Raw genomic sequence first — 26,293 nt, 5'->3', positions numbered from 1 at the left:
GGTATTAGGGCACCTCTCTCTCTTTTATACATATCAATAATAAATCAATTAACTACTAACTACTGAACATTAACTAATTATTAAAGACATTCAAAATTATGAAAAAATGTATTAACCAGCGGGTTCTTGAAAGAGAGCGTGGTGCATCATTACGATTGAAAATGAAATTATGCTTCTTTTTTGCTTCAATAATGCTATTTCAGTTATCTGCAAATACCGTTATGTCTCAAAAGAAAATTAACATCGAATACGAGAATACTCCGCTCAGAAAGGTGTTAAAGGATATTAAATCTCAAACAGGCTATAATTTTTTCTACAATGTAAAGGAGATTAATGATAGACAAAGAATTTCAATTTACGTAAGTGGAGAAACCATATTTCCGGTACTTGAAGTGATTTCAGAAAGTGCAAGCTTAAATTTTAAAATAAACCTGAACCAGATTGTTTTAACTAAACGTATTATTCCCCAAGTGGATAATGCCGTTCAAGAAAATGAGGTATCAGGTACGGTGACAGATCTAGACGGTCTGCCATTAGCTGGTGCTAATGTTGTTGTAGACGGTAGTACGACAGGTACCCAAACAGATTTTGACGGTAACTATACCATAAGTGTATCAGAGGGAGATGTGCTTGTGTTCAGTTACATAGGTTTCATGGCAAAATCGGTAACCGTTGCAAGTAGCAACACTATTAATGTTCAACTTAAGGAAGATTTACAAGAGCTTGATCAGGTAGTGGTAATAGGTTACGGCGCCCAGAAAAAAAGCCTACTTACCGGTGCCATTTCCAGTGTAGATGAAAAAGCCCTAAGCAATAACTCGTTTACAAGAGCAGAGCAAGCTTTGCAAGGTAGAACCCCTGGGGTTTATATAGTACCCAATTCAGGTGCGCCAGGTGCATCGCCGGCAGTACGTATTAGAGGTGTCTCTTCTAACGGAAATGCTGACCCACTATATATTGTAGATGGTTTAAGAACTAGGGACATTAGTAGTATTGACCCTAACGACATCGAAAACATGGAAGTTCTTAAAGATGCTGCATCATCTGCCATCTATGGAGCCGAAGGTGGTAACGGTGTTGTGATCATTACTACTAAATCTGGTAAATTGGGAAGAAGTGAGTTTACCATAAACACCCAATATATCGTCAATTCTATACTTAATAACTCAGAGTATATGAACGCAAGTCAATATAAAGAATATTATGACTTGACCGATAATTCTCAGTTCGACACCAATTGGTTAGATGAGGTTTTTGAGACGGGGTATGCTAATAGACATAATATATCGTATAGCTCTGGAAGTGAGAAATCTAAAACTTTGGTATCAGCTTCTGTTCTTGATCAAGATGGAGTTATCGTTACCGATAAAGATAGTTTTAAAAGGTATTCGTTAAGAATAAATGGTGAGCACAAGGTCAACGATTGGTTGACAATAGGTAACAATATATCTTATATTCATTCTGAACGGTCTGCTATAAGAGAGAACGATCAAACTAACGGGGTACTTTCCTCTGCGTTAAGAATGGATCCTTTAACGCCTGCGGTTTACCCAAATGTTGCAAGCATATCAGATGCAAGTTTAGGTTTGATAAGTGATAGGTTCGATATTGTATTACGTAACAGAGATGGTAATATATTTGGTATTAGCCCAGTAGTTACGAGTATGAACCCATTGGCCCGTATTGCTTCTACGGAAGGTGAAACAAAAACAAATAGAATTTTAGGAAGTATCTTTGGCGACATTAAATTTTCAGAAGCTTTAAAATTTACTTCTAGATTAGGGTTTAACTCCAATACTTCTAACTTTCACAGATTTACAAGACAATTTCAATACAGCCCTAACCATAGAGGTGATCAATCTGAAGTGTATGAAGAGAATAGGTTTTCATTCTTTTGGCAGTGGGAGAATTTTGTAACTTATTCTAAAGATTTTGGCGATCATAATGTAAATGTTGTTGCAGGTGTATCTGCACAAGAAAATACTTTTAGGTCTACAGATCTATCGGCAGGGCCAACTACGGTAAATGATATTAGGTATGGTGAGTTCGATTTTATAGCTAACCAGAACGGATCTAAAGTTTTTGGTACAGAAGGTAAATCTAGTCAAGGCTCTTACTTTGGTAGGGTACAGTATAATTATAAAGAAAGATATCTTTTACAAGGAACCTTAAGAAGAGATGCTGCTAGTAATTTTTTCTTGCCATCAGAAAATCGTTGGGGTACTTTTCCATCTTTTTCTGCAGGTTGGGTAGTTTCTAATGAAGATTTCTTTCCGCAAGATTCCAATGTTATCAACTTTTTAAAGTTTAGAGGTAGTTGGGGTGAAAACGGTAGTTTATCCAATCTAGGTAATTTTGATTATTTAGGATTTCTATCTAGTAAAGATTTAAATTATACAGATGGTGAAGGTAATCTTATAACCGTTATTGAACCTAGACAACTAACGAACTTAGATTTAACTTGGGAAACAAGTGAGCAACTAGATTTAGGAATTGAAGCTAAATTTTTCAACAGTAAGTTGTCTATTGTAATGGACTATTACAAAAAAACGACAAGAGATCTTTTAACAGTGAACACTCCTCCTTTAGAGGCGGGTAATAAAGCCTCGTTTATAAATGCAGGTGATGTTGAGAATAAAGGTTTTGAATTTTCTTTAGGATATAACGATACGGTCGGTGAAGACTTTAGATATGGTCTTAATTTTAACTTTAGTACCCTAAAGAACGAAGTAGTTGGCTTAAATTCATCTGTAGATAGATTGGCAGGTACGGTTTCTAATAATAACTGGACATCGACATGGCTAGAAGAAGGTTTTCCAATCTGGTATTTTAGAGGTTACAAGACAGATGGAATAGATGCTACTACAGGCGAACCAATATTTGTAGATACCGACGGTGAAGAGGGCATTACAGCTGGTGACGAAACGTATATTGGTGATCCTCACCCGGATCTTATATACGGAGCAAATATTAACCTTGGTTACAAAGACTTTGATCTAAACGTATTTTTACAAGGTGTATCTGGTAATGAAATCCTAAACGGTATTATAAGAACCGATAACGGTAACATCAATTTACCTATAAATTATTATAATGGTCGATGGACACCTGGTAGAACCGATGCTACTTGGCCAACAGTAGCACATACCGGCAATGCATATAGAAGTGATTTATTGGTCGAAGATGGTTCTTATACTAAAATAAAGCAAATACAATTAGGATATACTTTACCAGAGTCTATTACAGATAAACTTCCTATTTCAAAATTTAGAACCTATATATCGCTTGAAAACTATTTTACATTTACTAATTACTCAGGTTTAGATCCAGAAATTGGAGCTTCTGCCAATAATAGTATTGGTGTGGACAAAGGTTTTTACCCAACACCAAGAAGTTTCATTTTTGGTATGTCATTATCATTTTAACGAATAAAAATTTAGAACTATGAAAAATTCAAATTATATAAAATATGCATTTGGCCTTTTATTAGCTGTAAGTGTAGTAATATCTTGTTCAGATGATTTTTACACTAATGAACTTAAAGGAGGTGAATCACCAGACACATTTTTTCAAACGGATCAAGGTGCTCTGCAAGGGGTACTGGCCGGTTATATGACCTTAGGCGTTACTTATTCTAATTTATGGGAAACACCTTGGACTTACAGGTTGATGATGGGTGATGAAGTTACCGCAGGTGGTATCAGAAGAGCAGACAAGCTAAGTTATGAAAGGTTGACAGAATATGATTTTGATGCCAATAATGCACACTCGAGTAAAATGTTCAATAATTTATTTCAAGGTATTGGTCGTGTAAACGTGTTATTGGATAATATGCCTACCGACAGTCCTGAGCGCGAAAAAATAGCCGGTGAGGCAAAATTTTTAAGGGCATATAATTATTTTGACCTTGTAACATTGTTCGGCGAGAATATTCCGTTGGTGACCTCTGAATTAAACCCTGATGAGTATCAACAGTTACCTGCAGAGCAAGGTACTATTTGGGCACAAATTGAGCAAGATCTTATAGACGCTATCAGTGTACTTCCTTTAAAAAGTGAATACAGTCAAGCAAATAAGTATAGAGCAAATAGAGGTGCGGCACAAGCCCTTTTAGGTAAGGCTTATCTATACCAACAAAAATATGCTTTGGCGGCAGAACAATTAGACCTTGCAATTATTTCTGGTGAATTTGACCTTGCTCCCGAGTATGATAGAATTTGGAGAAAAGACCAAGAATTCGGTATTGAATCATTATTTGAACTATCATATACAGAAGATAAAGCGATTACTTTAGGTGGTTATAATTGGGGAGAGGCTAAATTTAATTCTGATAATGTATTAATGTTGCAATTTGCCCCTAGAATTGAAAGTTTCGATACTATGGCAGGTATTAACCAAGAACCAGGTTTTGGTTGTGGTTATCCTTTGCCAGGTTTATATGATGCCTATCTTGCGGAAGGAGATGATGTAAGAAGACAAGGTACTATGATTACCGAAGAAGAATTTTTGGCAGGTGGCGTTACTTTCAAAGTACCCTCTAACGAAATTTATGGTTACCATGGTTTGATCAGATCAAAATTGGCACAGTATTTAGATGAGGCAAAAGGTCCTGTAATTACACTGAACAATGGTACAAACTGGCGTTTATTAAGATTTGGGGATGTATTGCTAATGGCTGCTGAGGCGCATGTATTAGGTGGTGGCGATTTGGGCAAGGCAAGAACCTATATCAATAGAGTTCGAACTAGAGTAGAATTGGCAAATACCACTGCTGCAGATGGTGATTTAATGGATGCTATTATAAAAGAAAGAAGATTAGAACTTTCTTATGAAGGCTATAGGTTTCCAGATTTAATTCGTTGGAACGATGCAGGAGTTATTTCTGATGCTGAATTGGCGTCAACACTAGCAGCTGTTACAAATGAAATACCATTAAGAAAACCATTTGAGGAGAAGTTTAAATTAGCTCCTATTCCTCAAATAGAGATTAATACAAACCCTAATATCGAGCAGAACCCTGGGTACTAAGTTATTGAGTTGAGTTAGTTTTTTTATAAGCTGTCAACAATAATGTTGGCAGCTTTTTTTTACCAAGTCATTAAATGTTTATGTTGTTAAGTCAAAAAAGTAGTTTTAAATATTTCTTGTTCTATTTGTTGTGTTTTTGCAGCACAATTGCCTGTAAAAGAATATCATCTAACGAAAATGATTTAGGCAATTCTGCACCATTGCTTTTTGAAACGATTTCACCAGATTCTTCAGGAATAGATTTTGTTAACCACTTAGAAGAAACTACAGACTCAAATTACTTCTCTTATATCTACCTTTACATGGGTGGTGGTGTGGCAGCTGGCGACATTAACAACGACGGACTGGTAGATTTATATTTTACTTCAAATCTTTCTCCAGACAAATTATATTTGAACAAGGGCAACTTTACTTTTGTCGAGGTCAGCGAAGAAGTGGGTATTTTGCATAGACCAGGCTTTAATACCGGCGTAACGTTCGCAGATGTAAACAATGACGGTTTTTTAGATATTTATATTTCTCGCGGAGGTTGGCAAGAAGAGGATGGTAAATTTGAAAACTTGCTCTATATCAACAATGGTAATCTCACTTTTACAGAAAAAGGAAAAGAAATGGGTCTGGCAGATGCCAATAGAAGTATACAGACCACCTTCTTTGATTATGACAATGATAATGATCTAGATGCATACGTTTCTAACGCACCAATGGGTGGATCTACAAGATCAAGCGTCTTAAGTTTAGATATGTTCTACAATAATCCATCTACATTAAAATTAAAGGGAAGTGATCGTTTTTACGAAAATGACGGTAACGGTAAGTTCAAAGATGTTTCAGAAGAAGCTGGTTTGGTCTATGATTTGGGTTACGGTTTAAATCCGCAAGTAGCCGACCTAAATGGTGATAGGTTTTTAGATATTTATATAAGTAATGATTTTAATGGTCCGGATCTGGTTTATTTAAATAATGGCGATAAAACCTTTACAGAATCAGGTAAAAATATGTTCAAGCATATGTCTTTCAATAGTATGGGTAGTGATGTTGCCGATATTAACAATGATGGTTTTTCAGATTTTATGACCTTGGATATGAATCCTGAAGATTACGTTCGTTCTAAAACGACCATGGCCATGACACCTTTGACCAAGTTCGAGAATATGGTGAATAATGGCTACCATTATCAGTACATGCATAACATGTTGCAATTGAACAATGGCAACGGTACGTTCAGTGAAATAGCGAATTTAGCAGGTATAGCGAATACCGATTGGAGCTGGTCATTACTATTGGCAGACTTTGATTTGGACGGATTTAATGATGCATATATAACCAACGGTGTATTTAGAGATGTAATTGATAGGGACAAAAGTGCCGAAATCAGTACTAAATTAATGCAAACCGCTGATGAGCCTACTAAAGAAGATAAGCTGAAATATTCTAAAATGTTACCGCAGCAAAAATTGAATAATTATTTTTTTAAGAACAATGGCGATTTAACTTTTAAGAATACGACTGAAAAATGGTCTAATACCGAGGCCTCTTTTTCAAATGGATCTACCTATGCAGATTTAGATAATGATGGAGATTTAGACATTATTGTCAATAATATAAACGAACCAGCTACCATACTTAAGAACAATGCTATAGAGCAAAATAAAGGAAACTTTTTAAAGGTAAATTTTAAAGGACCAGAAACAAATCCGTTTGGGGTAGGTGCAAAAGTAAAGTTGGTATTAAATGACGGTACTAGTTTAGTAAGGCAACTTATAAATGCCAGAGGGTACCTTTCGTCTGTAGCAAATAATCTTCACTTTGGGTTTGATAAAAATTCAACAATAGATTATTTGGAAATTTTTTGGCCAGATGGTAAAATTCAGAAAATTGAAGATGTAACCTCTAATAAATTGTTGACCATACATTTTAATGACGCAATTTTAGAGCATGAACCTGAAGATGAAAAGAAACCGTTGTTTGTAGAGGTAACTTCGTTGGCAAAGCATGAAGATGCTTATTTTAATGACTTTGACCTGCAAGTTCTTTTGCCTAATAAACTATCGCAGACGGGACCATCGGTAACGAAAGCAGATGTAAATAAAGACGGACTAATCGATGTGTATATCGGTGGGGCAAAAAATCAAGCGGGGCAGCTTTATATAGCTGAGCCCACAGGTGGTTTTAAAGAAACAGGAATTAAAGATTTTAAGACCGATAAAAACTATGAAGATCAAGGTGCGCTTTTTATAGATATAGATCAAGATGGTGATCAAGATTTATATGTTGTTAGCGGTAGTTATGAAGCATACAGCGATATTAATGATTTACAAGACCGGTTATATATAAACGACGGACAGGGAAATTTTAAAAGAGAGGTTCATAGACTGCCAAAAATAACATCTTCTGGTTCGGTGGTAATTTCAGGTGATTATGATAAAGATGGAGATTTAGATCTTTTTGTAGGCGGTAGGGTAGTACCCGGTAAATACCCAACAGCGCCAAAAAGTTATATCTTAAAAAATGAAAACGGAATTTTAAAAAATGTAACGGCTAATGTTGCTCCGCAATTAGAGAAAATAGGTATGGTAACCGCAGCAGCTTGGGCAGATATAAATAATGATGAAGTATTAGATCTTATCGTTACAGGCGAGTGGATGGGTGTTGAGGTCTTTGTAAACAATGGGGAACAATTAATACAAAAGGATACCTACAAAGAATTGGCAAAGCATTCTGGTTGGTGGAGCGCTATCTTGGTTGAAGATGTAGATCAAGACGGAGATATGGATATTATAGCAGGTAACTTGGGTCTCAATTCTAAATTTCATGCCTCTAAAGAAGATCCTTTTAAAATTTACACTAAAGACTTTGATGGCAACGGTAGTGAAGATATTTTGCTGGCAAAAACATATAAAGGCAAAGAAGTACCCATTAGGGGAAAGTCTTGTATGACAGAACAATTACCGTATTTGGAAAAACGTATTACTTCTTATCAAGATTTTGCCAGTCGTGATTTAGAAGGAATTATAGGAGAAGATTTAGAAGAATCGCTTCATTATGAAGTAGTTGAGTTTCGCTCTGGCATATTTATTAATAATGGTGAAGGAGACTTTAGTTTTGAACCTTTTAAATTTGCTGCACAAAGGTCGCCCGTTAATGCCATTATATATGAAGATTTTGATAAAGACGGGTTTAAAGATTTAATTCTCGCAGGAAACAACCATATGTCAGAACCAGAAACAACTAGGTATGATGCCGGTATTTCTACTTATTTTAAAGGTCAAAATAAAGGGCGGTTTAAAGAAATTCCAAATAAGGAGACTGGTCTTTATTTAAATGGAGATACAAGAAAGGTAATATCAATATTGCAAGCTGATCAACAATTTCTTTTGGTAATCAATAATAATGATCTGCATAAGCTTTACAGAAGCATTAATTAGTAACGGTTTACTTATGCGAATAAGGTTTTTTCAGTAAAAATTACCATAAAACTTACAAAAGCGACACTTCAACAGTGTAGCTTTTTTATGATGTATTTTACCTATAAATTAACTTCCTAAAAAATAACCAACAACCAATTTACTTATGAAAAAACACTACTTTTTAGTGCTTTCTTTTCTCATTTTTAATGCCGCTATCTGGGCTCAAGAATCTAGATTTGGAGTAAAAGCAGGATTAAATGTTTCTAACATAGATGATAAAGATTCTTTTTATGATGAAAATAGCAACTATAGAACCTCATTTCATGCAGGTCTTTTTGTAGAGATACCATTGAGCTCTAAATTTTCGTTTCAGCCAGAGCTGTTGTATTCTTCAATAGGGAAAGTAGATGAGTATGATTTAAATTATAGAAGTTTTGACTTAGAACCGCTAAGCGCAGATTCTTTTAAGCTCGTGCAAAAAATAAATTACCTTGCTGTTCCTTTGATATTCAAGTGGTACGTAGGACAACGTTTTTATATAAATGCAGGTCCACAAGTAAGTTTTCTTTTAAATACAGTAGATAAAGCTAAAGGAGATGATTTGCCTGAATCTTTTTCTGAAGTCTACAGGTCTTCGGGAGATTTTAAATTAGATTATGGGGCTGTTCTTGGTGTTGGCTATACTATAAATGACGATTTAAATATCGGTCTACAATATTATAGAGGGTTGAAAAATTTATTTGGAGATTCTGATTTTGGTATTATCGATCGTAAAGCCTATCATTCTGTATTTCAATTATCGGCATCATATTCTGTTTTTTAAATTAATATCTTTTAAATGAGGCTTGTGGTCTAATTCTCTCTTACAAACTTATAGCCCTTAAAGGATTTTAATACTATTTACAATACCCTTCATACCCGATATGTTTTCATTATCGGGTATCTTTGTATATAAGAAGATTGACTATGTTAGATATTAAAAAAATAAGAGAAAATTTTCCAATTCTTAAGCGAGAAGTAAATGGTAAGCCGTTAGTCTATTTAGATAATGCCGCTACATCGCAAACTCCACAGCAAGTTATAGATGTTATTGTAGATTACTATCAAAACTACAACGCAAATATTCACCGTGGGGTGCATACACTTTCTCAAGAAGCTACCGATAAGTATGAGCAGGCGAGAATAAAGATTCAGAAGCATTTTAATGCTGCAAAATCTTATGAGATAATTTTTACTTCGGGTACAACGCACAGTATTAATCTTGTTGCAAACGGTTTCTCATCACTTATAAAAAAAGGAGATGAAGTTATCGTTTCGGCAATGGAGCATCATTCTAATATTGTGCCATGGCAAATGTTATGTGAACGTACAGGGGCTGTCTTAAAAGTTATTCCTATGAATCAAGAAGGGGAATTACTGATGGGTGTTTATGAAGATCTATTATCCGATAATACAAAACTGGTTTTCTGTAACCATATTTCAAATGCTTTAGGTACTATCAACCCTATAGAGGAGATCATAGAAAAAGCACATAAGGTTGGTGCTGCGGTATTAATTGATGGTGCACAGGCGGCTCCACACTTAGTGGCAGATGTTCAAGCTTTAGATGTTGATTTTTATACTTGTTCAGCTCATAAAATCTGTGGCCCTACAGGTGAAGGTATGTTGTATGGCAAAGAAGAATGGCTCAAAAAATTACCTCCATACCAAGGTGGTGGCGAAATGATTGCCGAAGTTACTTTTGAGAAAACTACATATGCAGATTTGCCTCATAAATTTGAAGCGGGTACACCTAATATTTGTGGTGGTATTGCCTTTGGTGCTGCATTGGATTATATGAATGCAATTGGCTTTGATGAAATCGCTGAATATGAACATGAATTGCTAGAATACGCAACGGAAGAGTTATTGAAGATAGACGGACTCAAAATCTACGGTACGGCAAAAAACAAGACCTCTGTAATTTCATTTAATATAGAAGGCATTCACCCGTATGATATGGGTAGTATATTAGATAAGTTGGGTATCGCAGTTCGTACAGGACACCATTGTGCACAACCTATTATGGATTTCTTTAAAATACCGGGTACCGTTCGTGCTAGCTTCGCTTTTTATAATACGAAAGAAGAAGTAGACATACTTGTGCAAGGTATTCTAAAAGCTAAAAGCATGTTACTCTAATTGTAGAAAATGAATTAAAACTTATAATTTTCATAACATTCCTTTAACATAATGTTAATATTTTATATATTGGTGAAACACTAATTATATAATATTTATCTATTTATGAAAAAAGTAATTTTAAGCGTAGCGGTAATGGGAGCATTTCTTTTATCCTGCGAAAATGAGTCCACCACTGAGTTCAATTCAGAAATAGAGGCGCAAGAAGTACAAGTTGACATGAGCGATTTCTCGTTGTATGTTGATGAAGATGATTTATCTGGAAAATCTACAAGCAGTTTTGAAAAATGTGTTTCCATGAAAAACTTGGAATATAGATTATCCAAGAATAATGGTTTGGCTAAAAAGATGTACGATATAGAGTACAATACAAGAAAGGCCATTGCATTAAAAAATCAAGGAAAAGGTAAACCCGGCGGAGGAAATGACGGCGGAGGTACTACACCAACAATTTTTGAAGGAGCTATTACAATTCCTGTAGTCGTTAATATCATAGAACAATTTTCAGGACAGGTTACCCAAAATCAAATCAATTCTCAAATTAGAATACTGAATGAGGATTTCCAGAACAATAATAGTAATACCGCAGGTGTACCATCAGAATTTTCAAGTCTGGTTGCCGATGTTGATGTAGCTTTTGTTTTGGCAGGTGTTAATAGGGTAGTTAATACCAAAGCATCTTGGGGAACTAATGATGCTATGAAAATACCTTCGCAAGGTGGTATAGCACCAACGGACGCTTCTAGTAACTTAAATCTATGGGTTTGTGAGATTGGCGGCGGAATTCTTGGTTATGCACAATTTCCAGGTGGTTCAGATGCTACCGATGGTGTAGTAATAGGAACCAATTTCTTTGGTGAAACCAATGCTGGTGGAATTTATGGAAAAGGGCGTACAGGTACTCATGAGGTAGGTCACTGGTTAAACCTTCGTCATATTTGGGGTGATGGTAGATGTAATAGAGATGATTTCGTTGCTGACACTCCGTCTTCAGATGCTCCTAACTACAACTGCCCAAGTTACCCAACTGTAAATTGTAGATCGGCAGATATGACTATGAATTATATGGATTATGTACAAGATGATTGTATGTATATGTTTACAACTGGTCAAAATGATCGTATGCGTGCATTATTTGTCGCTGGCGGACCAAAAGAAGGTTTTGTAAACTAAAACAATTCCTAAGCTTATTATAAAAGGACATCCAATGGATGTCCTTTTTGTATTATTACATTTAAATATATAATAATGAAAATAGTGGTTTTACTGTTAGGCATAATTATGTTAAATACATGTGGACAAAAATCGAAGTCCAATAAAACAATTATTACCGAATTTAAATATTAGGTTATTTCAAGAGGCTCTAGATATGCATGTTCGATAAATGAAAAAGATATAGTTGTTACATCAAAAGGAATATCTGATTTTCAAAAATCTAACAGCATCAGCAGTGTGCAATGGACTTCTTTAATAAATTCTTCAAATAATATTGATGTAATAAACTTAGAGAAACTAATTGCGCCAAGTAATAATAGTAATACAGACAGGGCAAGAATTGCTATATTAACTATAATAACACCCGATAGTATTTTTATATCTAAACCTTTTGATGAAGGTAATCCCCATTCACAATTAACGTCTTTGATAAACAATATGTTGACCATTGCTAAAACTGTTGATTAACATACTTACTTGTTGTAATTTTGCATAAAATGAAGCAATGGAAATTAAAGAGATACAGGAAGAGATTATAGATGAATTTTCTATGTTCGATGATTGGATGCAGCGCTATGAGTACATGATTGATCTTGGCAAGTCACTTCCATTAATTAATGAAGAGTTTAAGACTGACGATAACATTATTAAAGGTTGTCAAAGTAAGGTTTGGGTACATGCCGAATTAGAAGGTAATAAATTGGTTTTTACTGCAGATAGCGATGCTATAATCACTAAGGGAATTATTGCCATTCTAATACGTGCATTTAGTAACCAAAAACCACAAGATATTTTAGATGCCGATACGCAATTCATTGATGAAATCGGGTTAAAAGAGCATTTGTCGCCTACAAGGGCAAACGGTTTGGTAAGTATGATCAAACAACTGAAGTTATACGCAGTGGCGTATCAAACACAAATTGAAGAATAGAAGATTATGAGTGATGAAAATATAGCTGAAGACAGCGCAGAATTAGGGGAGAAAATCGTTAAGATCCTTAAAACGATATATGATCCAGAAATTCCTGTAGACATATATGAACTAGGGTTGATCTATGATGTTTTGGTCAATGAAGATAATGAGGTTAAAATATTAATGACGCTAACCTCACCTAACTGTCCGGTTGCTGAAAGTTTACCTGCGGAAGTTGAGGAAAAAGTGAAGTCACTAGATGCTATAAAAGATGCTGAGGTAGAAATTACTTTTGATCCACCTTGGACACAAGACTTAATGAGCGAAGAAGCAAAATTGGAATTAGGACTTCTTTAATAAAAAGAAATCATTCCGATTTAAAATACGCCGATATGCAAGATGAAATCGTAAATAAAGTTGCCCAGAGCAAACTCATTACTTTTAACCTAGAAGATTACTATCCTAAGGGTAATAGAGTAGTGCTGGATATTAAAGACTGGCTTTTTGAGGGTTTTATATTAAAGGAAAAGGAATTTAGGGCTTTTGTAGACGCACATGATTGGTCTCAATATGAAGGCGCTTATGTTGCCATGCAATGTTCTACAGATGCTATTGTACCGGGTTGGGCATATTTACTCTTAAGTGTTAAACTTAGTGGTATTGCTAAAAAAGCAATTCAAGGTAGTTTAGTAGATTTAGAAACCAGAATTTATCAATCTGTAATTGAAAATATCGATGTTTCTGAATATCAAGATAAGTTGATTATTATAAAAGGATGCAGTAAAAAACCTGTACCTGCTAACGCTTATCTGTTTCTAGCAGAGCGTTTAAAACCTGTCGCAAAGTCTATTATGTATGGTGAGGCTTGCTCTTCCGTTCCTTTATATAAAAGAAAATAACATAATCGTACTTAAAGATGTTGCGAAGTATTATTACCTTTGCGCCACTATAAATTATAAACATTAATTATTATGAAGAAAATTGTATTAACTCTAGCTCTTGCATTTGTTGCAACTGTTGGTTTTTCTCAGACAGAAGAAGAACTTAAAGGTCAATTAGGTGCAGCGAAAGATTCTATCGCAGCTATTCAAGGAAGAGCTGACGCTATTCAGGGTGCCATAGATGCATTACCAGGATGGAAAAAAGGTGCTTTTGGTACTATTGGTGCCAACATCAGTAGCTTTAACAACTGGTATGGTCAAGGTACTCCAGATTTATCTTCGGGTAACATAGGTGTAACCGTAAATGCATTTGCCAATTTGAACGAAGAGAAATTTTTCTGGAGAAACTCTGGTAACATCAATTTAGGGTGGGTAAAGTTCGATGATAAGAACGACGATACAGATGATGATAGCTTTAAGCAAGGTACAGATGTATTTAACATCTCTTCTCTTTACGGAAGAAAGCTTAGCGAAAAGTGGGCTATTTCTGGTTTAGGGGAGTACAGAACAACGATATTGAATAATTTCAACGACCCAGGATACCTTGATCTAGGTGTTGGTGCTACATGGACACCGATTACTGATTTAGTTGTTGTTATCCACCCATTGAACTACAATTTCGTATTCAGTGATAACGATGCGGTTTTTGAGTCTTCTTTAGGTGCTAAAATCGTTGCTGACTATACAAGACAACTTGGTGCTGTTAGCTTTAAAACGAACCTTTCTATGTTTCAAAGCTATAAGAGCGGAGACCTTTCTAACTTAACTTGGATCAACTCTTTTGGTTATACTTTATGGAATGGTATTGGTCTAGGTTTTGAATTCGGTTTACGTGATAATAAGCAAGAAGCTTTAAATTTCGCATTGACTGATAACGTAAATGAAACGTTCGATACTGTTGACAATAAGTTACAGACATATTTCTTAGTTGGTCTTAACTATGCTTTCTAAGTTGTATTAAAAGTTTAAGTGTATAAATAAAAAAGCCCTCTATTTAGAGGGCTTTTTTCGGTTAAGTAATTATCGTAAAATTTGGGGTTTTACTTTTTAGTTTTCATAAGTTAAATATCGATTTGGGGTCAAGACTTATCTTAAGTACACTGTAAAATTAACTCATATGGTCTTGTTGCAAACAATTTATGTTGTGAACTGATGTCAAAATGTGGTGAGATTTACCATCGGTTTAATTTCATCGATGAACTGCATTAATTTGATTATAATCGGTATCTAATACTCGTCTAAATGTTCTGGATATAGAAAATTATTATATGGAAAGCGAGTTACGTGAATATCTCTTACCTCATCATACACACGTTTTCTAAATTCATCTAGATTTTCTTTGTTCAGTGCTGAGATAAAAATCGCACGGTCTCCCACTTTTTCCATCCAAGTTTGTTTCCAATCATTAATGGTAAAGTGTTTTCCGGTACGTTCGGTTATCAAATCATCATCATCAATGGTTTCGTGTTCGTATTGATCTATCTTGTTGAAGATCATGATGCTTTTCTTTTCTGAACTTTTAATTTCAGACAAAATCTGGTTTACAGACGCTATGTGCTCTTCAAACTGAGGGTGAGAGATATCCACTACATGTAGTAACAAATCTGCCTCTCGTACTTCATCTAATGTACTTTTAAAGCTTTCTACCAATTGTGTGGGTAGTTTTCTAATAAAACCTACCGTATCACTCAATAGAAATGGTAAATTTCCTATAACCACCTTTCTTACCGTAGTGTCTAATGTAGCAAAGAGTTTGTTCTCTGCGAATACATCACTCTTACTGATAACGTTCATTAAGGTAGACTTACCAACGTTGGTATATCCAACTAAAGCTACACGAACCAAAGCGCCACGGTTACCCCTTTGGGTTTCCATTTGGCGATCTATCTTTTTTAATTTCTTTTTAAGTAAGGTAATACGATCACGTACAATACGTCTATCTGTTTCTATCTCGGTTTCACCGGGTCCACGCATACCTATACCCCCTTTTTGACGCTCAAGGTGCGTCCAAAGTCCGGTAAGTCTTGGTAATAAATATTCGTATTGTGCAAGTTCAACTTGTGTTCTAGCATAACTTGTTTGTGCGCGTTGGGCAAAGATGTCCAATATTAAACTGGTACGATCAATGATCTTGCAGCGTAATTGTTTTTCAATGTTTCGTTGTTGACCAGGGGTAAGTTCATCATCAAAAATAACAGAACCTATTTTGTGCTGCTCTACATAACGTTCCACTTCCTCCATTTTACCACTACCGATAAGTGTTTTCGGATTTGGAACATCCATACGTTGAATAAAGCGTTTGGTAACCTCACCACCAGCTGTATATGTAAGGAACTCTAGCTCATCTAGATATTCATTTACTTTTTCTTCATTCTGATCCTTATTGATCACACCAATAAGAACCGCTTTTTCATAATCTATACTTTTCTTTTCTATCATAATACCGTAAAGTGCAAAATTAAGCAATTACCGATAAGCTATTTTGTATTTTTATTGACTCGATAATCGAGTTTACATGCACTAATGCTTTTCTGGAACGTTCAAGTTATTAATCCAGAAATTTTAAAGGACTTATCTTAATATAGTTACCATTAAAAATATACATGCGATTTTCATTCTTTAAAAAAAAGTCAAAAAAACAACGCTATACGGTTGCGTTCTACAATTTAGAAAATCTATTTGATCCAGAACGTAATACTAAGATTCTGGACAAAGATTATACACCAAATGGAGCAAAAAAATGGACGGTTGAACGATACCAGCGTAAATTGGATAAACTTTCTAAGACCATTGTCAAAATTGGTGAAGATGACCATCCTTACCCTCCTGCATTAATTGGTGTTGCAGAAGCTGAAAACAATAGTGTTTTTAAAGCATTGCTAGATACCGATGCAATGGATAATTTAGATTATGGATTCGTGCATTATGATTCGCCCGATGAACGTGGCATAGATACAGGTCTTATTTACAGAAAGCGTTTTTTTAAGGTATTACATTCAGAACCCTTTACCTTAATGGTAGATAATGCCGGGGGAGTTAGGGATACCACTAGAGATATACTATATGTAAAGGGCGAATTTAATAAAGAAGTGGTACACGTATTTGTAAACCACTGGCCGTCTAGAAGAGATGGTGGAGTAGAGACGGAATATAAGCGGGTTATTGCCGCAAATGAAATCGTTCAGAAGATTAAGATTTTAAAGGAAACCGAATTGGACCCCAATATTATTGTTATGGGTGATTTTAATGACGATCCTTCTTCTAAGAGTATGCAGATTTTAAAGCACGAAGCATCTTTGTTCAACCCTTTTGAGACCTTACACATACCCGAAACTATAGGATCATCTGTTTATGGTAACAAATGGAACATGTTTGATCAGATTTTGGTGTCGAACTCTTTTTTCAATTACCAAAAGAATACCCATAGTTTTGATAGTGCCGCTATTTTTGATCATAAATCTTTGAAAGAAAAGAAGGGTAAGTATAAGGGTTCTCCTTACAGAACATTCGTTTCAGATCGATATATGGGTGGTTACAGCGATCATTTTCCGGTTTATGCCATGTTCACCTTTAATTCTTAAAGTGTCGTATATCGAGAGAAAAGTCTTACACATCATAAATTGATGTTTTCACAACATGTCCAACATAATGTTGAAGCATTTCATCGAATAAAAGTGGTCATTCACCGAAACCCTAAACAAGATTAATATTTTTGTAGTCCAAATCTTACAAAATTAATCTAAGGATGAATACGTACAATACCACCTACCGTACCTATAGTATCTTAATAATACTATTTTTTATGTTATCGGCCGTAAACAAAATCAACGGTCAAACCTCTCAAGAACGTTTAAAAATCGCCGCTAGTAATAAGAGGGCTGAATTGGCAAATTTCAAGTCTAATTTGGTTTCTGAATATGCTCTTGAAAGAACTCATCTTAAAGAGGTAGCAAAACTGAACAACTGGAAAATCAAGGAAACCTTGGCGAACGGTAAAAAAATTGAATTACAGGGTATTGGTGAAGACGGTAGCCCGTTGTACTACGAAACCTATGCTGATGAGGCAGGTAAGGTTTCTAGAGCTAGTGCGTTAAATTCAGACGGATTAATGGGCTTGAACTTAGATGGCGATGGAATGGAAGTTGGTGTTTGGGATGCCGGTGTTGCCTTAAAGAATCATATAGAATATACTTCTAGGGTTACTATTGGTGATGGTAGTGCTGATGTTGACACCCATGCTACCCACGTTACGGGAAGTATAATTTCTACTGGACTTAAAAGAGATGCTAAAGGTGTAGCTAATATGGCGAAAGTAGTTTCTCATGATTGGACAAGAGATAAGATTGAAGTAACCGAAGCTGCTGCTGACGGACTTCTATTATCTAACCACTCATACGGTATTAGAGCGGATCGTGTACCAGACTGGTATTTTGGTGCTTACACGAAAGTAGCTCAAGATTGGGACAAGATCATGTATAATGCGCCTTATTACTTAATGGTTACTGCAGCGGGTAATGCCCAAAAAAGCAGAAATAACCTAGAACCTAATTATGGTAACGCAGCCGATGGTTTTGATGTGTTGTTAGGTTTTACCATTTCAAAAAATAATATTACTGTTGCTGCCGCAAATTCTGAAATTGATGGAAACGGAAATCTGAAAAATGCAAATGTTTGTACCTATAGTAGCTTCGGTCCGGTTGATGATGGTAGAATTAAGCCAGACATTGCCGGTAACGGTGGTGCTATTCTTTCTACAGATGCCGCCAGCAGTACTAGCTATGATACTTCTTCTGGTACTTCAATGGCAACACCTGGTGTTACAGGGTCATTATTATTACTACAGCAATACAATAAAGAATTATATGGTGAGTACATGAAAGCAGCGACTTTAAAAGGTTTGGCTTTACATACTGCAGATGATATCGACGATTTAGGTCCGGATTATAGAATGGGATGGGGCATTATGAATTCAAAAACTGCCGCAGAGGTTTTAAACAATAAAGATTTCTCTAGCCACATTGCCGAAGAAACACTAGAAAACGGAAACTCATTTTCATTTGATGTAACTGCAGAAGGTAATGAAACATTGATTGCTTCAATATCTTGGACAGATGTACAATCTAGTTTTATCAATACTGGTGAAATTAACAATACAACCGCTGCATTGGTAAATGACCTTGATATTAGAATCACTAAAAACGGACAGACTTTTTTACCTTGGAAATTGAATCCTGCTCAGGCTGCTAGTGCGGCAACAAAAGGAGATAATAAAGTGGATCCTTTTGAAAGAATTGAAATACCTAATGCAAATGGCACCTATACCATTACCGTTACACATAAAGGTGAACTTGTAAACGATATGCAAGATTTTTCATTGATCGTTTCTGGTGTAACTATGACTACCTGTTCTATAAATGCGCCAGAAGTTGGTCTGGAAGAAGCTGAAATAGCTACTGTAAAATTGGCATGGAATGCATCAGAAGATGCGCTTTATGAGATTCAGTACAAAGAAGTTCACCAACAAGAATGGACTACAGAGTATATTTCTGTAAATAACTTCAGCTGGAAGGGATTGTTAATCGATACTACCTATTCTTTTAAATTAAGAACATTCTGCTCACAGAACATCGCTTCTGAATTCAGTGAAGTTGCAACATTTACTTTTAATGGTGAAGATACCGAGTTAGAAACTTTACATGCGTTAAGTGCAGATTCTGATATTCCGTTTAGCGTATACCCTAACCCTGCGGTTGATGAAATACAATTGAATGTAAAAACGTCTGATACTGCTATCTACAGAATAATGAGTACAGGTGGTGTAGCATTGAAAATGGACAAAGCATCAGATGCTAGAATCAACGTTTCAGATTTACCTTCAGGTTTGTATATATTACAAATTCAAGATTCGAATATCAACAAAAGCACGAAATTTTATAAGTACTAGAAAACTATTTTATTCTTCTAGATTGTGTAGTAAATGAGAGTCCTTGTTGACCAACGGTAGAATTCATGATACCTTCGAATAATGGCTCTGGGCAATCCTTTGGTGCTTGCCATTCAAAAATAAAGTTCGAACCGGTACCGCCTTCAACATCCATCTCGTCAATAATAATTTCAGCCGTTTCTAAAGGGGCTAAATAAATAGGATGGCTGAAGTAATTTCTTAACGAAACCCCATGGGTATCAAAATACTCGGCCTTAGAAAGGTAAATAGTATCGACATCGCTTGTATTTCGTAAGCTGACCATAGCGGTTAAATTATGGGTCTTATGCTCAGAGCTGCTATAAATTTGAGAATAGATCGATAAATAAGATTTACCGTACTCTAAAGAATCTTGAACCTTCATGGTAATTTTTCTCTTAGACCAGTTTTCAGGGTGTATAGAGCTTATTTCCTTTTCTTGTAAACAGCTTGCCAGTACTATGACTACAGATAATAATAAGATGATTTTTTTCATAGGTATGGCTCGTTTTGAATAAATGTCGTTACTAACAAAATTACATCATTAGTGCTGTTTTTATATCGGTGGATGGTAATTTTAACGCGATTCTATGAATTAGCGACTTTCTTTACTTCATTATCGGTTAAAAGATTCTGATTTCTTAATCTTAAATAGACCTGAGCAGTGGTTAAAACGTCTAGTTCGCAATAGGTAACGATTCGGCTTAAATCGTTTTCTTTATAATACACCACCCTTACCATGCTGCCATCGATATCTTCTTTAGGGGAAGGTATGCCCAGCACATGTGCCATAAGTTTTAGCGAAGTATAATGTTTGTAGTCGCCAAATTTCCAAAGCTCCATGGTGTCTATATGCGGAACTTCCCATGGCTTTTTGCCAAATAGATCTAGTTTTTGAGGTAGCGATATACCATGAATAATCATTCTTCTAGCAATGTATGGAAAATCGAATTCTTTACCATTGTGCGCACAAAGTACATTTTTAACATGGTTAAAATGCTCGTCTAATAAGTTTTTGAAGTCCTGTAATAGCTTAGCTTCTTCTCCATAAAACGTTGTAATTCTAAAACTGCGTACCTCTTTTTGAAACGTAAAATAACCTACAGATATACAAATGATTTTACCGAACTCTGCCCAGATGCCGGCACGTTCATAGAATTCTTCTGCAGTTACATTATCTTTTCTTTGGTATTGAGATTTGTGCGCCCACAGTTCTTGTGTAGTTTCATCTAACTGGTCAAAAGAACTTTTTTCAGGGATGGTTTCTATATCTAAAAACAAGATATTTTCGAGATGTATTTTATCAGGCATAGATAGGTAAGATACTAATAAGTAGGAAATTATAACAATTTTGCTGTTACCCTTATTTAGATTTTAAAGATTCTAGTTACATTGAGGTTAATAAATTCTGTGTATAGTTGAGAATAGTTATTTCCAATATATCCCATTTACATTATTGCATTCTACCACAACTTCTTCAATAGTTTTTAATTCTTTTTTTTGAATTTTCTCAACAATTTCCGGGTATTCAGATAAGAATTTTTTTAATCTTTTGTTTTTAAAAAGTGCTTTAGAAAGAATTTTCTCAACACCATCTTTAATAGGTGTTTCTGCTGCTCTTCTAACAGACAACATTAAAATGTTTTGATTTCGGTCTTTTAAATATTTATATCTGTATTCATTTTTTAAAAGATTCAAAGTAGTACCTTTTATATCCCAACGAGTTGGAACAGCATTAGTTGGTTCGTCCCTATAATATAAAGTCATATTAGGGCCATGTATAATTTTTTTAGCTAAAACATAATTCTGAGAACTTAATATCAATGTTTCGAAGAATTCTTTGCCTCTAGTATAACTTTTAATGATTTCCAGAGATATTCTTTTTTCCTTTCCGGCTGCGTCTAAATATTTTAGGTAATTAAAACTCTTAAACCTATTTAGTACTTTTATTTTGCCTTGTATTGTGTCTCCGTTTCTAAAGACTATCTGTCCATACTCAAACTCTTGTTTTTGACTAAAAACGTAAATAGTACAGAATAAAAATATAAAAATTGTTTTCATTTTCTAAATATTGTTAGCGTTTTTGATAAATACAATATGCTGGAGATAAATATTTTATTTCTCTCTTTGAAAGAAGTTTTTCGTCTGAAAAAATTGACGATTACCGTCGAGATCACTATTAAATCCATACTTTCCTATTATGCTCTAAAGTCTGTATTATGTTTAGAATGTTAATAAAGTTCTTGTTTTAAGGCACATAGACTAATTCAATTTGAACCACATATTTATTGTTCTTTTCTCTTACTTCCACATTTAGAACTAAGTCGCTCATTCCCTCATCCTTAGTCCATAAATCAATTAGTAAATTCCAATACCCACCATAGTAAATATAAACTGATGTTATCCAAGTATCTTCAGGGAGTTCAACCAATTCCTCACCATAGTCTTCGATATACTCTTTAATTTGTTCAGCGGTGCTTTTAGAAACAGGTGATACATTTTCAATGCCTGTGTTTAAAGCGTAGTCTTTCTTTACAAAAGCACTTACAATTTCTTTTATAATTGATCGCCATACATGAGGTATTGGACCCTCGTTTTCTTCATTTTTCTCAACGATTATTTCCTTCATTTTTATAACAGTTCACTAAACGCACTCAAGCACGTTTATACCTTTTTCACTAGTAATTTAATAAAACTAAAGTAAAGTCAACAGTTCACTTCTGTTCGGCTGGTCTAATTTAAATGTTTTATAAATCTGCAAATGTGATTTAATAAGTAATGATAGGTACTGAGAGGAGAAATAGTCTTAAAAATAACAAACCGACCAAGCAGTCTGTTTCTTACTTAAAGAATGCGTTGAGAATTCTTTAAACTAACGACGGTAATCGCACTTATATCGATATAATGCAAAGCGTACGAAGTTAAATAGGTGTTTTAGAAACCAAACAAACCAAGCAGTTTGTTTTTTTGCTATATAAAATAAGGCTAGCGCTAACAGATTTTGGTTTTTCAATATAAAATTTGAAAGGTTTACGTTATTCGTTCCTGCACGTATAGAAGTAAAACGTAAACCTTTCATTATAGTTTCCGATACATATGATTGCGTTAAAAATGAAAGACCTTGTTTTTATTTCAAATTTATATTAGTTAAATATTGTACTTTTTTTCTAATGTAGATAATAGAATTTTTGCGTGATCTAAATCTAACATAAAAATGAATTGATATACCCGATCTAAAATAGTTTGAAGCCGTTGATCGTTTTTATGCTCTTTTCTTAACAAGTATAATCTATAAGGCAATTGCAGATCATCGTAGGTATAGTCTACACCGGTATAAGATTGAATTTCCTCTAGATAAGAAAATCCGAATTCATCTGTAGGCTCTATCATGGTGCCTTCACCAAAATCGTTCCAAGTAATCAATTGAATAAATTCTACCGGAGAAGAAGCATTTAAGTTCAGCGTTTCATTTAATACCTGAGTGCCATTGTGTACAATATCCCAATCATCGTCTGTATTTGTTCTCCATCCGCCTTCATAATAGAAGTCATTGAAACCTGGATAAGCACCACCTACGGTCTGTATATTGTTTTCAATTGAATATTGATAGTAATTGGATAATGTGGTCATATGATTTGAATCTACCCAACTATATTCTCCACCAGCATATTGTCCTAATCTATTACTAGCCTCCCATAAACTCATAAAGTAGGGCGTAGTATCTAATTGAGGTATTATGTTGTCCCACTCTAAAGGATCTGTAATAAAATTTGGTCCAAAAAGAAATAGTAACTCCGAATCATTTATTTTTATGTAGTTATCGCTCGTAAAATAGGTGTTTTGAATATATTGCAAATCTAAAACTACATTGTCAATAGATGAATTAGTTTCTGATTGCTCGGTCGAATATTGTGCCGTCTTATCTTCATACATTATGGCAAATTCTAACCCTACTTCTTCAATTTCTTTAATAAAGGACTCTGTACTTTTCTTTAATGCATTATAATCGTTTACATCTCTACTGCTGTACCAGTCAAAAATAACACCATCGATACCCGATAATTTCATTAATAGCAAATGATATTCTTGCAAGTCATCGTCATTAGAAGAATACGGTCCTATTAACGGGTAATAATGAGAGGCAATTTCTCTTTTACCATTAACATCAATAACATTCGGATTTTTATTGGTCATAGTCCAGTGTTGTCCCCAATAGCCATCTTGCTCTGGGTTATAAAACCAAGGCATATAATGAACATAAACTTTTTTAGTATTATTCTTTATGACCTCAGCAGAAGCTGGCTGTTCTTTTTGGTTTGTTACTTGTTGATATGCTTCTTTAAGGGCATCATTGGTTTGTTCGTTATCTATAACTTTAACGGAGTCTTTCTCGCAACTTATTACTAAACTCATTAAAAAGAGTACCCTTAATAATTTAAATTTTGGTTCCATATATTTTTATTAGTAAGAGTTAAAGTTGGTTTTTATTTGTTAATAAAGATTTTGGTTTTCGTTTAATGAATCAGACCTGAAGACCAAAAACAATTCTCTTTCGATGAAGTTGTTCTTCTTTCTAAAAAAAAGTGATTAATAATGTAAGTGTTGAATAAAAGGATGTCTTTACCTCTCTTTTAATTGAAATTGAAAATGGTCGGTTATACTATGTTCTAGAAACCATAATAGCTCTATTTAATTAGGGCTTAATCGATTATTTGAAATGCTCAGAAAAGAATTGCCTTGAAAACATCAAACCAACCAACCAGTCTGTTTTTTACTGGTAAAATGAGTTGAGAATTCTTGAGACAAACGACAGCATTCGCCATTACATCGATGAAATGCAAAGCGATTGCAATTAAATGGGTGTTTTAGGGAGTAAACAGACCAAGTGGTTTGTTTTTTAAATGTAAAAAGCAGCTGTTTTAAAAAAAAATTTGCTGTTTTTTTGTCAGAATTATGGCTATGTTTATGAGACTAAGGCAATGTCTTGCCAATCATGTATGATTTTAAAATTGTCTTTGTAAAAAGTAAAAAAATGACCACCACCATTTTGTGGTTGGTCGTATTGTCTTGATATTTTTTTACTTGCTAAAAAGCAGAATAGTAATGTTCCAACTCCGCCATGAGCGACCACTGCAATATCACCAGAACTCTTATCATTTGAAATTATATATTTTATTGCGGAAACAATTCTGTTTTGAGCGTCAATAGCTTTTTCCCAGCCTCTAATCGATTCATTTGGGTTTGCAAAGAAATTGTTGACTGTGGTCTGAAATTCTTCTTCAAAAAGAAACCCAGTAGATGATCTGTCGTTTTCTTTTAAAGATTCGATCTTTTTTAATTCAATGCCTAAATGATTAGATAATATGAGTCCGCCGTCAATTGCTTTTTGCTCGTAACTAGAATAAACTGCTGTAATATTCTTTGTTTCAGTATTCGAGTTAAACAATTCGTGACGTTCTTTTCCCTTTTTCGATAAACCCCAATCAGGTACAGGTTTGTTTGGGTCAACTACAACATTTGCATGTGTTATAAAGAAAATTTTCTTCAGCATTAATGAATTGTTCGGTGCGTTAGTATGCGAAGCTTAAGCTTTAAATAGTACAAAGTTTAATACAGACCCTAAAACTTCGATGTTATAATCTATGTACCTAGAAGGGCATTTTATAAGATTTTAAAAAAATTGCACCTACTCAGCTGTTAGTTTAATATTCGTTGGTTTTAAGTTTTTTAGAAAGAATTCGGTATATAAACGACTTCCTTTTTCATTTAAATGGTTATAATCTACAAATAAAGATTCTTGCCAGGTTTTGTCTAATGAATTAACAAAAATTGCATCATTATCAAGTAGTATATTCTCTATTTTAGAAGTGTGATTATTTAATATTGCTAATTCTTGTTTACTTAATTTTGAATAATACATCTCTCTAAATGGACTTTGAACAAAAATTAGTTTCATGCTATTCGAAGAACAAAGCTTAGAAATACTATCTAAGTAAGTATATTGAATTAAATCTATTTCCTCGTTAATTAATTTTTCACCTTTCCACCTTTTATCATTAATTTGAAAATTTGATAGAGGATAATTTACACCACCATAGGTATCGAATTTCAAAGATTGGTACATCGTGTTACTATTTTTGTACAAACCTAACAAACGAGAATCTAAAATTAATTGACTTAAGTTGCTGTTTTTTAAGTATTTAATTAAGTTGTTGCCTAAAAGGTATTCTTCTGTGTAATTGAACTTAATTGTTTGATATGAAGCTTGAAAATCACCAAAATTACTTGAGATTACAACTGTTTCTGGATGATATTTTTTTGAGTAAATTTTTAATAAATTAAATGTTTCTTCCATATTTAAACCCCAAGAAGATGCGTTTAAATATTGTTGATTACCATATGTTTTTGCTATTACGTTCGAATTTATATTGTTTAAACTCATTGATGAACCAATAGCAAGAATATCAACATTTTCTTTAGAGAACTTATTCTTTATATATAATGCCTTGGCATTGAAAGATATACTATTTGAAACATTTGGAGGTGGGAAAGAATAATATTGAAACCAACAAAATAAAAATACTAGTAATAAACCGGTAAATACTCCAAAAAACATGAGTAATTTTTTAATAAAACTTTTCAT

Annotated in this window: 20 protein-coding genes; 12 read left to right on the top strand and 8 right to left on the bottom strand. The window is 34.3% G+C overall.

The window, feature by feature from the left end:
* Window positions 1-98 precede the first annotated feature (98 nt).
* From SJY30_RS13060 to SJY30_RS13015, 10 genes are all read left to right on the top strand, one after another.
* Window positions 99-3,425 carry a SusC/RagA family TonB-linked outer membrane protein gene (locus SJY30_RS13060; RefSeq protein ID WP_396632610.1) on the top strand — a complete coding sequence of 1,109 codons (3,327 nt, stop codon included), beginning with the start codon at window positions 99-101 and terminating at the stop codon, window positions 3,423-3,425.
* A gap of 19 nt (window positions 3,426-3,444) precedes the next feature.
* The gene (locus SJY30_RS13055; protein WP_396632609.1) at window positions 3,445-5,028 is read left to right on the top strand and encodes a RagB/SusD family nutrient uptake outer membrane protein; all 1,584 of its coding nucleotides are present in this window, start codon (window positions 3,445-3,447) and stop codon (window positions 5,026-5,028) included.
* A gap of 80 nt (window positions 5,029-5,108) precedes the next feature.
* Window positions 5,109-8,456 carry a VCBS repeat-containing protein gene (locus SJY30_RS13050; protein ID WP_396632608.1) on the top strand — a complete coding sequence of 1,116 codons (3,348 nt, stop codon included), beginning with the start codon at window positions 5,109-5,111 and terminating at the stop codon, window positions 8,454-8,456.
* A gap of 145 nt (window positions 8,457-8,601) precedes the next feature.
* Window positions 8,602-9,261, top strand: coding sequence for a porin family protein (locus SJY30_RS13045; RefSeq protein ID WP_396632607.1), 660 nt, complete (start codon window positions 8,602-8,604; stop codon window positions 9,259-9,261).
* A gap of 143 nt (window positions 9,262-9,404) precedes the next feature.
* Entirely contained in the window at window positions 9,405-10,619 is a 1,215-nt protein-coding gene (locus SJY30_RS13040; protein WP_396632606.1) for an aminotransferase class V-fold PLP-dependent enzyme, read from the top strand.
* 105 nt (window positions 10,620-10,724) lie between these two features.
* Window positions 10,725-11,792, top strand: coding sequence for a zinc metalloprotease (locus SJY30_RS13035; protein WP_396632605.1), 1,068 nt, complete (start codon window positions 10,725-10,727; stop codon window positions 11,790-11,792).
* 547 nt (window positions 11,793-12,339) lie between these two features.
* The gene (locus tag SJY30_RS13030; protein ID WP_396632604.1) at window positions 12,340-12,765 is read left to right on the top strand and encodes a SufE family protein; all 426 of its coding nucleotides are present in this window, start codon (window positions 12,340-12,342) and stop codon (window positions 12,763-12,765) included.
* Window positions 12,766-12,771: 6 nt separating this feature from the next.
* A complete protein-coding gene (locus SJY30_RS13025) occupies window positions 12,772-13,104 on the top strand; it encodes an SUF system Fe-S cluster assembly protein (RefSeq protein ID WP_036151130.1) in 333 nt (110 codons plus the stop codon).
* Between the two features lie 35 nt (window positions 13,105-13,139).
* The gene (locus SJY30_RS13020) at window positions 13,140-13,646 is read left to right on the top strand and encodes a DUF2480 family protein (RefSeq protein ID WP_396632603.1); all 507 of its coding nucleotides are present in this window, start codon (window positions 13,140-13,142) and stop codon (window positions 13,644-13,646) included.
* A 72-nt stretch (window positions 13,647-13,718) separates the two neighbouring features.
* Complete coding sequence (locus SJY30_RS13015) at window positions 13,719-14,639, top strand: DUF3078 domain-containing protein (protein ID WP_396632602.1); 921 nt, start codon at window positions 13,719-13,721, stop codon at window positions 14,637-14,639.
* A gap of 276 nt (window positions 14,640-14,915) precedes the next feature.
* On the opposite strand, the gene hflX is transcribed toward SJY30_RS13015, so the two are convergent.
* Window positions 14,916-16,127, bottom strand: coding sequence for a GTPase HflX (gene hflX, locus SJY30_RS13010; protein WP_396632601.1), 1,212 nt, complete (start codon window positions 16,125-16,127; stop codon window positions 14,916-14,918).
* Between the two features lie 164 nt (window positions 16,128-16,291).
* Here hflX and SJY30_RS13005 point away from each other — a divergent pair, with 164 nt between their 5' ends.
* The gene (locus tag SJY30_RS13005) at window positions 16,292-17,269 is read left to right on the top strand and encodes an endonuclease/exonuclease/phosphatase family protein (protein ID WP_396632600.1); all 978 of its coding nucleotides are present in this window, start codon (window positions 16,292-16,294) and stop codon (window positions 17,267-17,269) included.
* Between the two features lie 164 nt (window positions 17,270-17,433).
* Window positions 17,434-19,632 carry a S8 family serine peptidase gene (locus SJY30_RS13000; protein ID WP_396632599.1) on the top strand — a complete coding sequence of 733 codons (2,199 nt, stop codon included), beginning with the start codon at window positions 17,434-17,436 and terminating at the stop codon, window positions 19,630-19,632.
* A 4-nt stretch (window positions 19,633-19,636) separates the two neighbouring features.
* On the opposite strand, the gene SJY30_RS12995 is transcribed toward SJY30_RS13000, so the two are convergent.
* The 7 genes from SJY30_RS12995 to SJY30_RS12965 form a co-directional block, all read right to left on the bottom strand.
* Window positions 19,637-20,146 (bottom strand): DUF3124 domain-containing protein, encoded by a 510-nt coding sequence (locus SJY30_RS12995; protein ID WP_133685927.1) that lies wholly within the window; start codon window positions 20,144-20,146, stop codon window positions 19,637-19,639.
* Window positions 20,147-20,238: 92 nt separating this feature from the next.
* Window positions 20,239-20,961 carry a 3'-5' exonuclease gene (locus tag SJY30_RS12990; protein ID WP_396632598.1) on the bottom strand — a complete coding sequence of 241 codons (723 nt, stop codon included), beginning with the start codon at window positions 20,959-20,961 and terminating at the stop codon, window positions 20,239-20,241.
* Window positions 20,962-21,078: 117 nt separating this feature from the next.
* Complete coding sequence (locus SJY30_RS12985; RefSeq protein ID WP_396632597.1) at window positions 21,079-21,711, bottom strand: hypothetical protein; 633 nt, start codon at window positions 21,709-21,711, stop codon at window positions 21,079-21,081.
* Between the two features lie 187 nt (window positions 21,712-21,898).
* A complete protein-coding gene (locus tag SJY30_RS12980) occupies window positions 21,899-22,279 on the bottom strand; it encodes a hypothetical protein (protein WP_396632596.1) in 381 nt (126 codons plus the stop codon).
* A gap of 518 nt (window positions 22,280-22,797) precedes the next feature.
* Window positions 22,798-24,063 (bottom strand): glycoside hydrolase family 71/99-like protein, encoded by a 1,266-nt coding sequence (locus tag SJY30_RS12975; RefSeq protein WP_396632595.1) that lies wholly within the window; start codon window positions 24,061-24,063, stop codon window positions 22,798-22,800.
* A gap of 550 nt (window positions 24,064-24,613) precedes the next feature.
* A complete protein-coding gene (locus SJY30_RS12970) occupies window positions 24,614-25,201 on the bottom strand; it encodes a histidine phosphatase family protein (RefSeq protein WP_396632594.1) in 588 nt (195 codons plus the stop codon).
* Window positions 25,202-25,336: 135 nt separating this feature from the next.
* Window positions 25,337-26,293, bottom strand: a complete 957-nt coding sequence (locus SJY30_RS12965) for a hypothetical protein (RefSeq protein WP_396632593.1) — start codon at window positions 26,291-26,293, stop codon at window positions 25,337-25,339.

The organism is Maribacter sp. R86514, assembly GCF_044597005.1.
In the GTDB taxonomy this organism is placed as follows: domain Bacteria; phylum Bacteroidota; class Bacteroidia; order Flavobacteriales; family Flavobacteriaceae; genus Maribacter.
The sequence above is the reverse complement of the archived record's forward strand: the minus strand, read 5'-3'. Positions and strand labels throughout refer to the sequence as shown.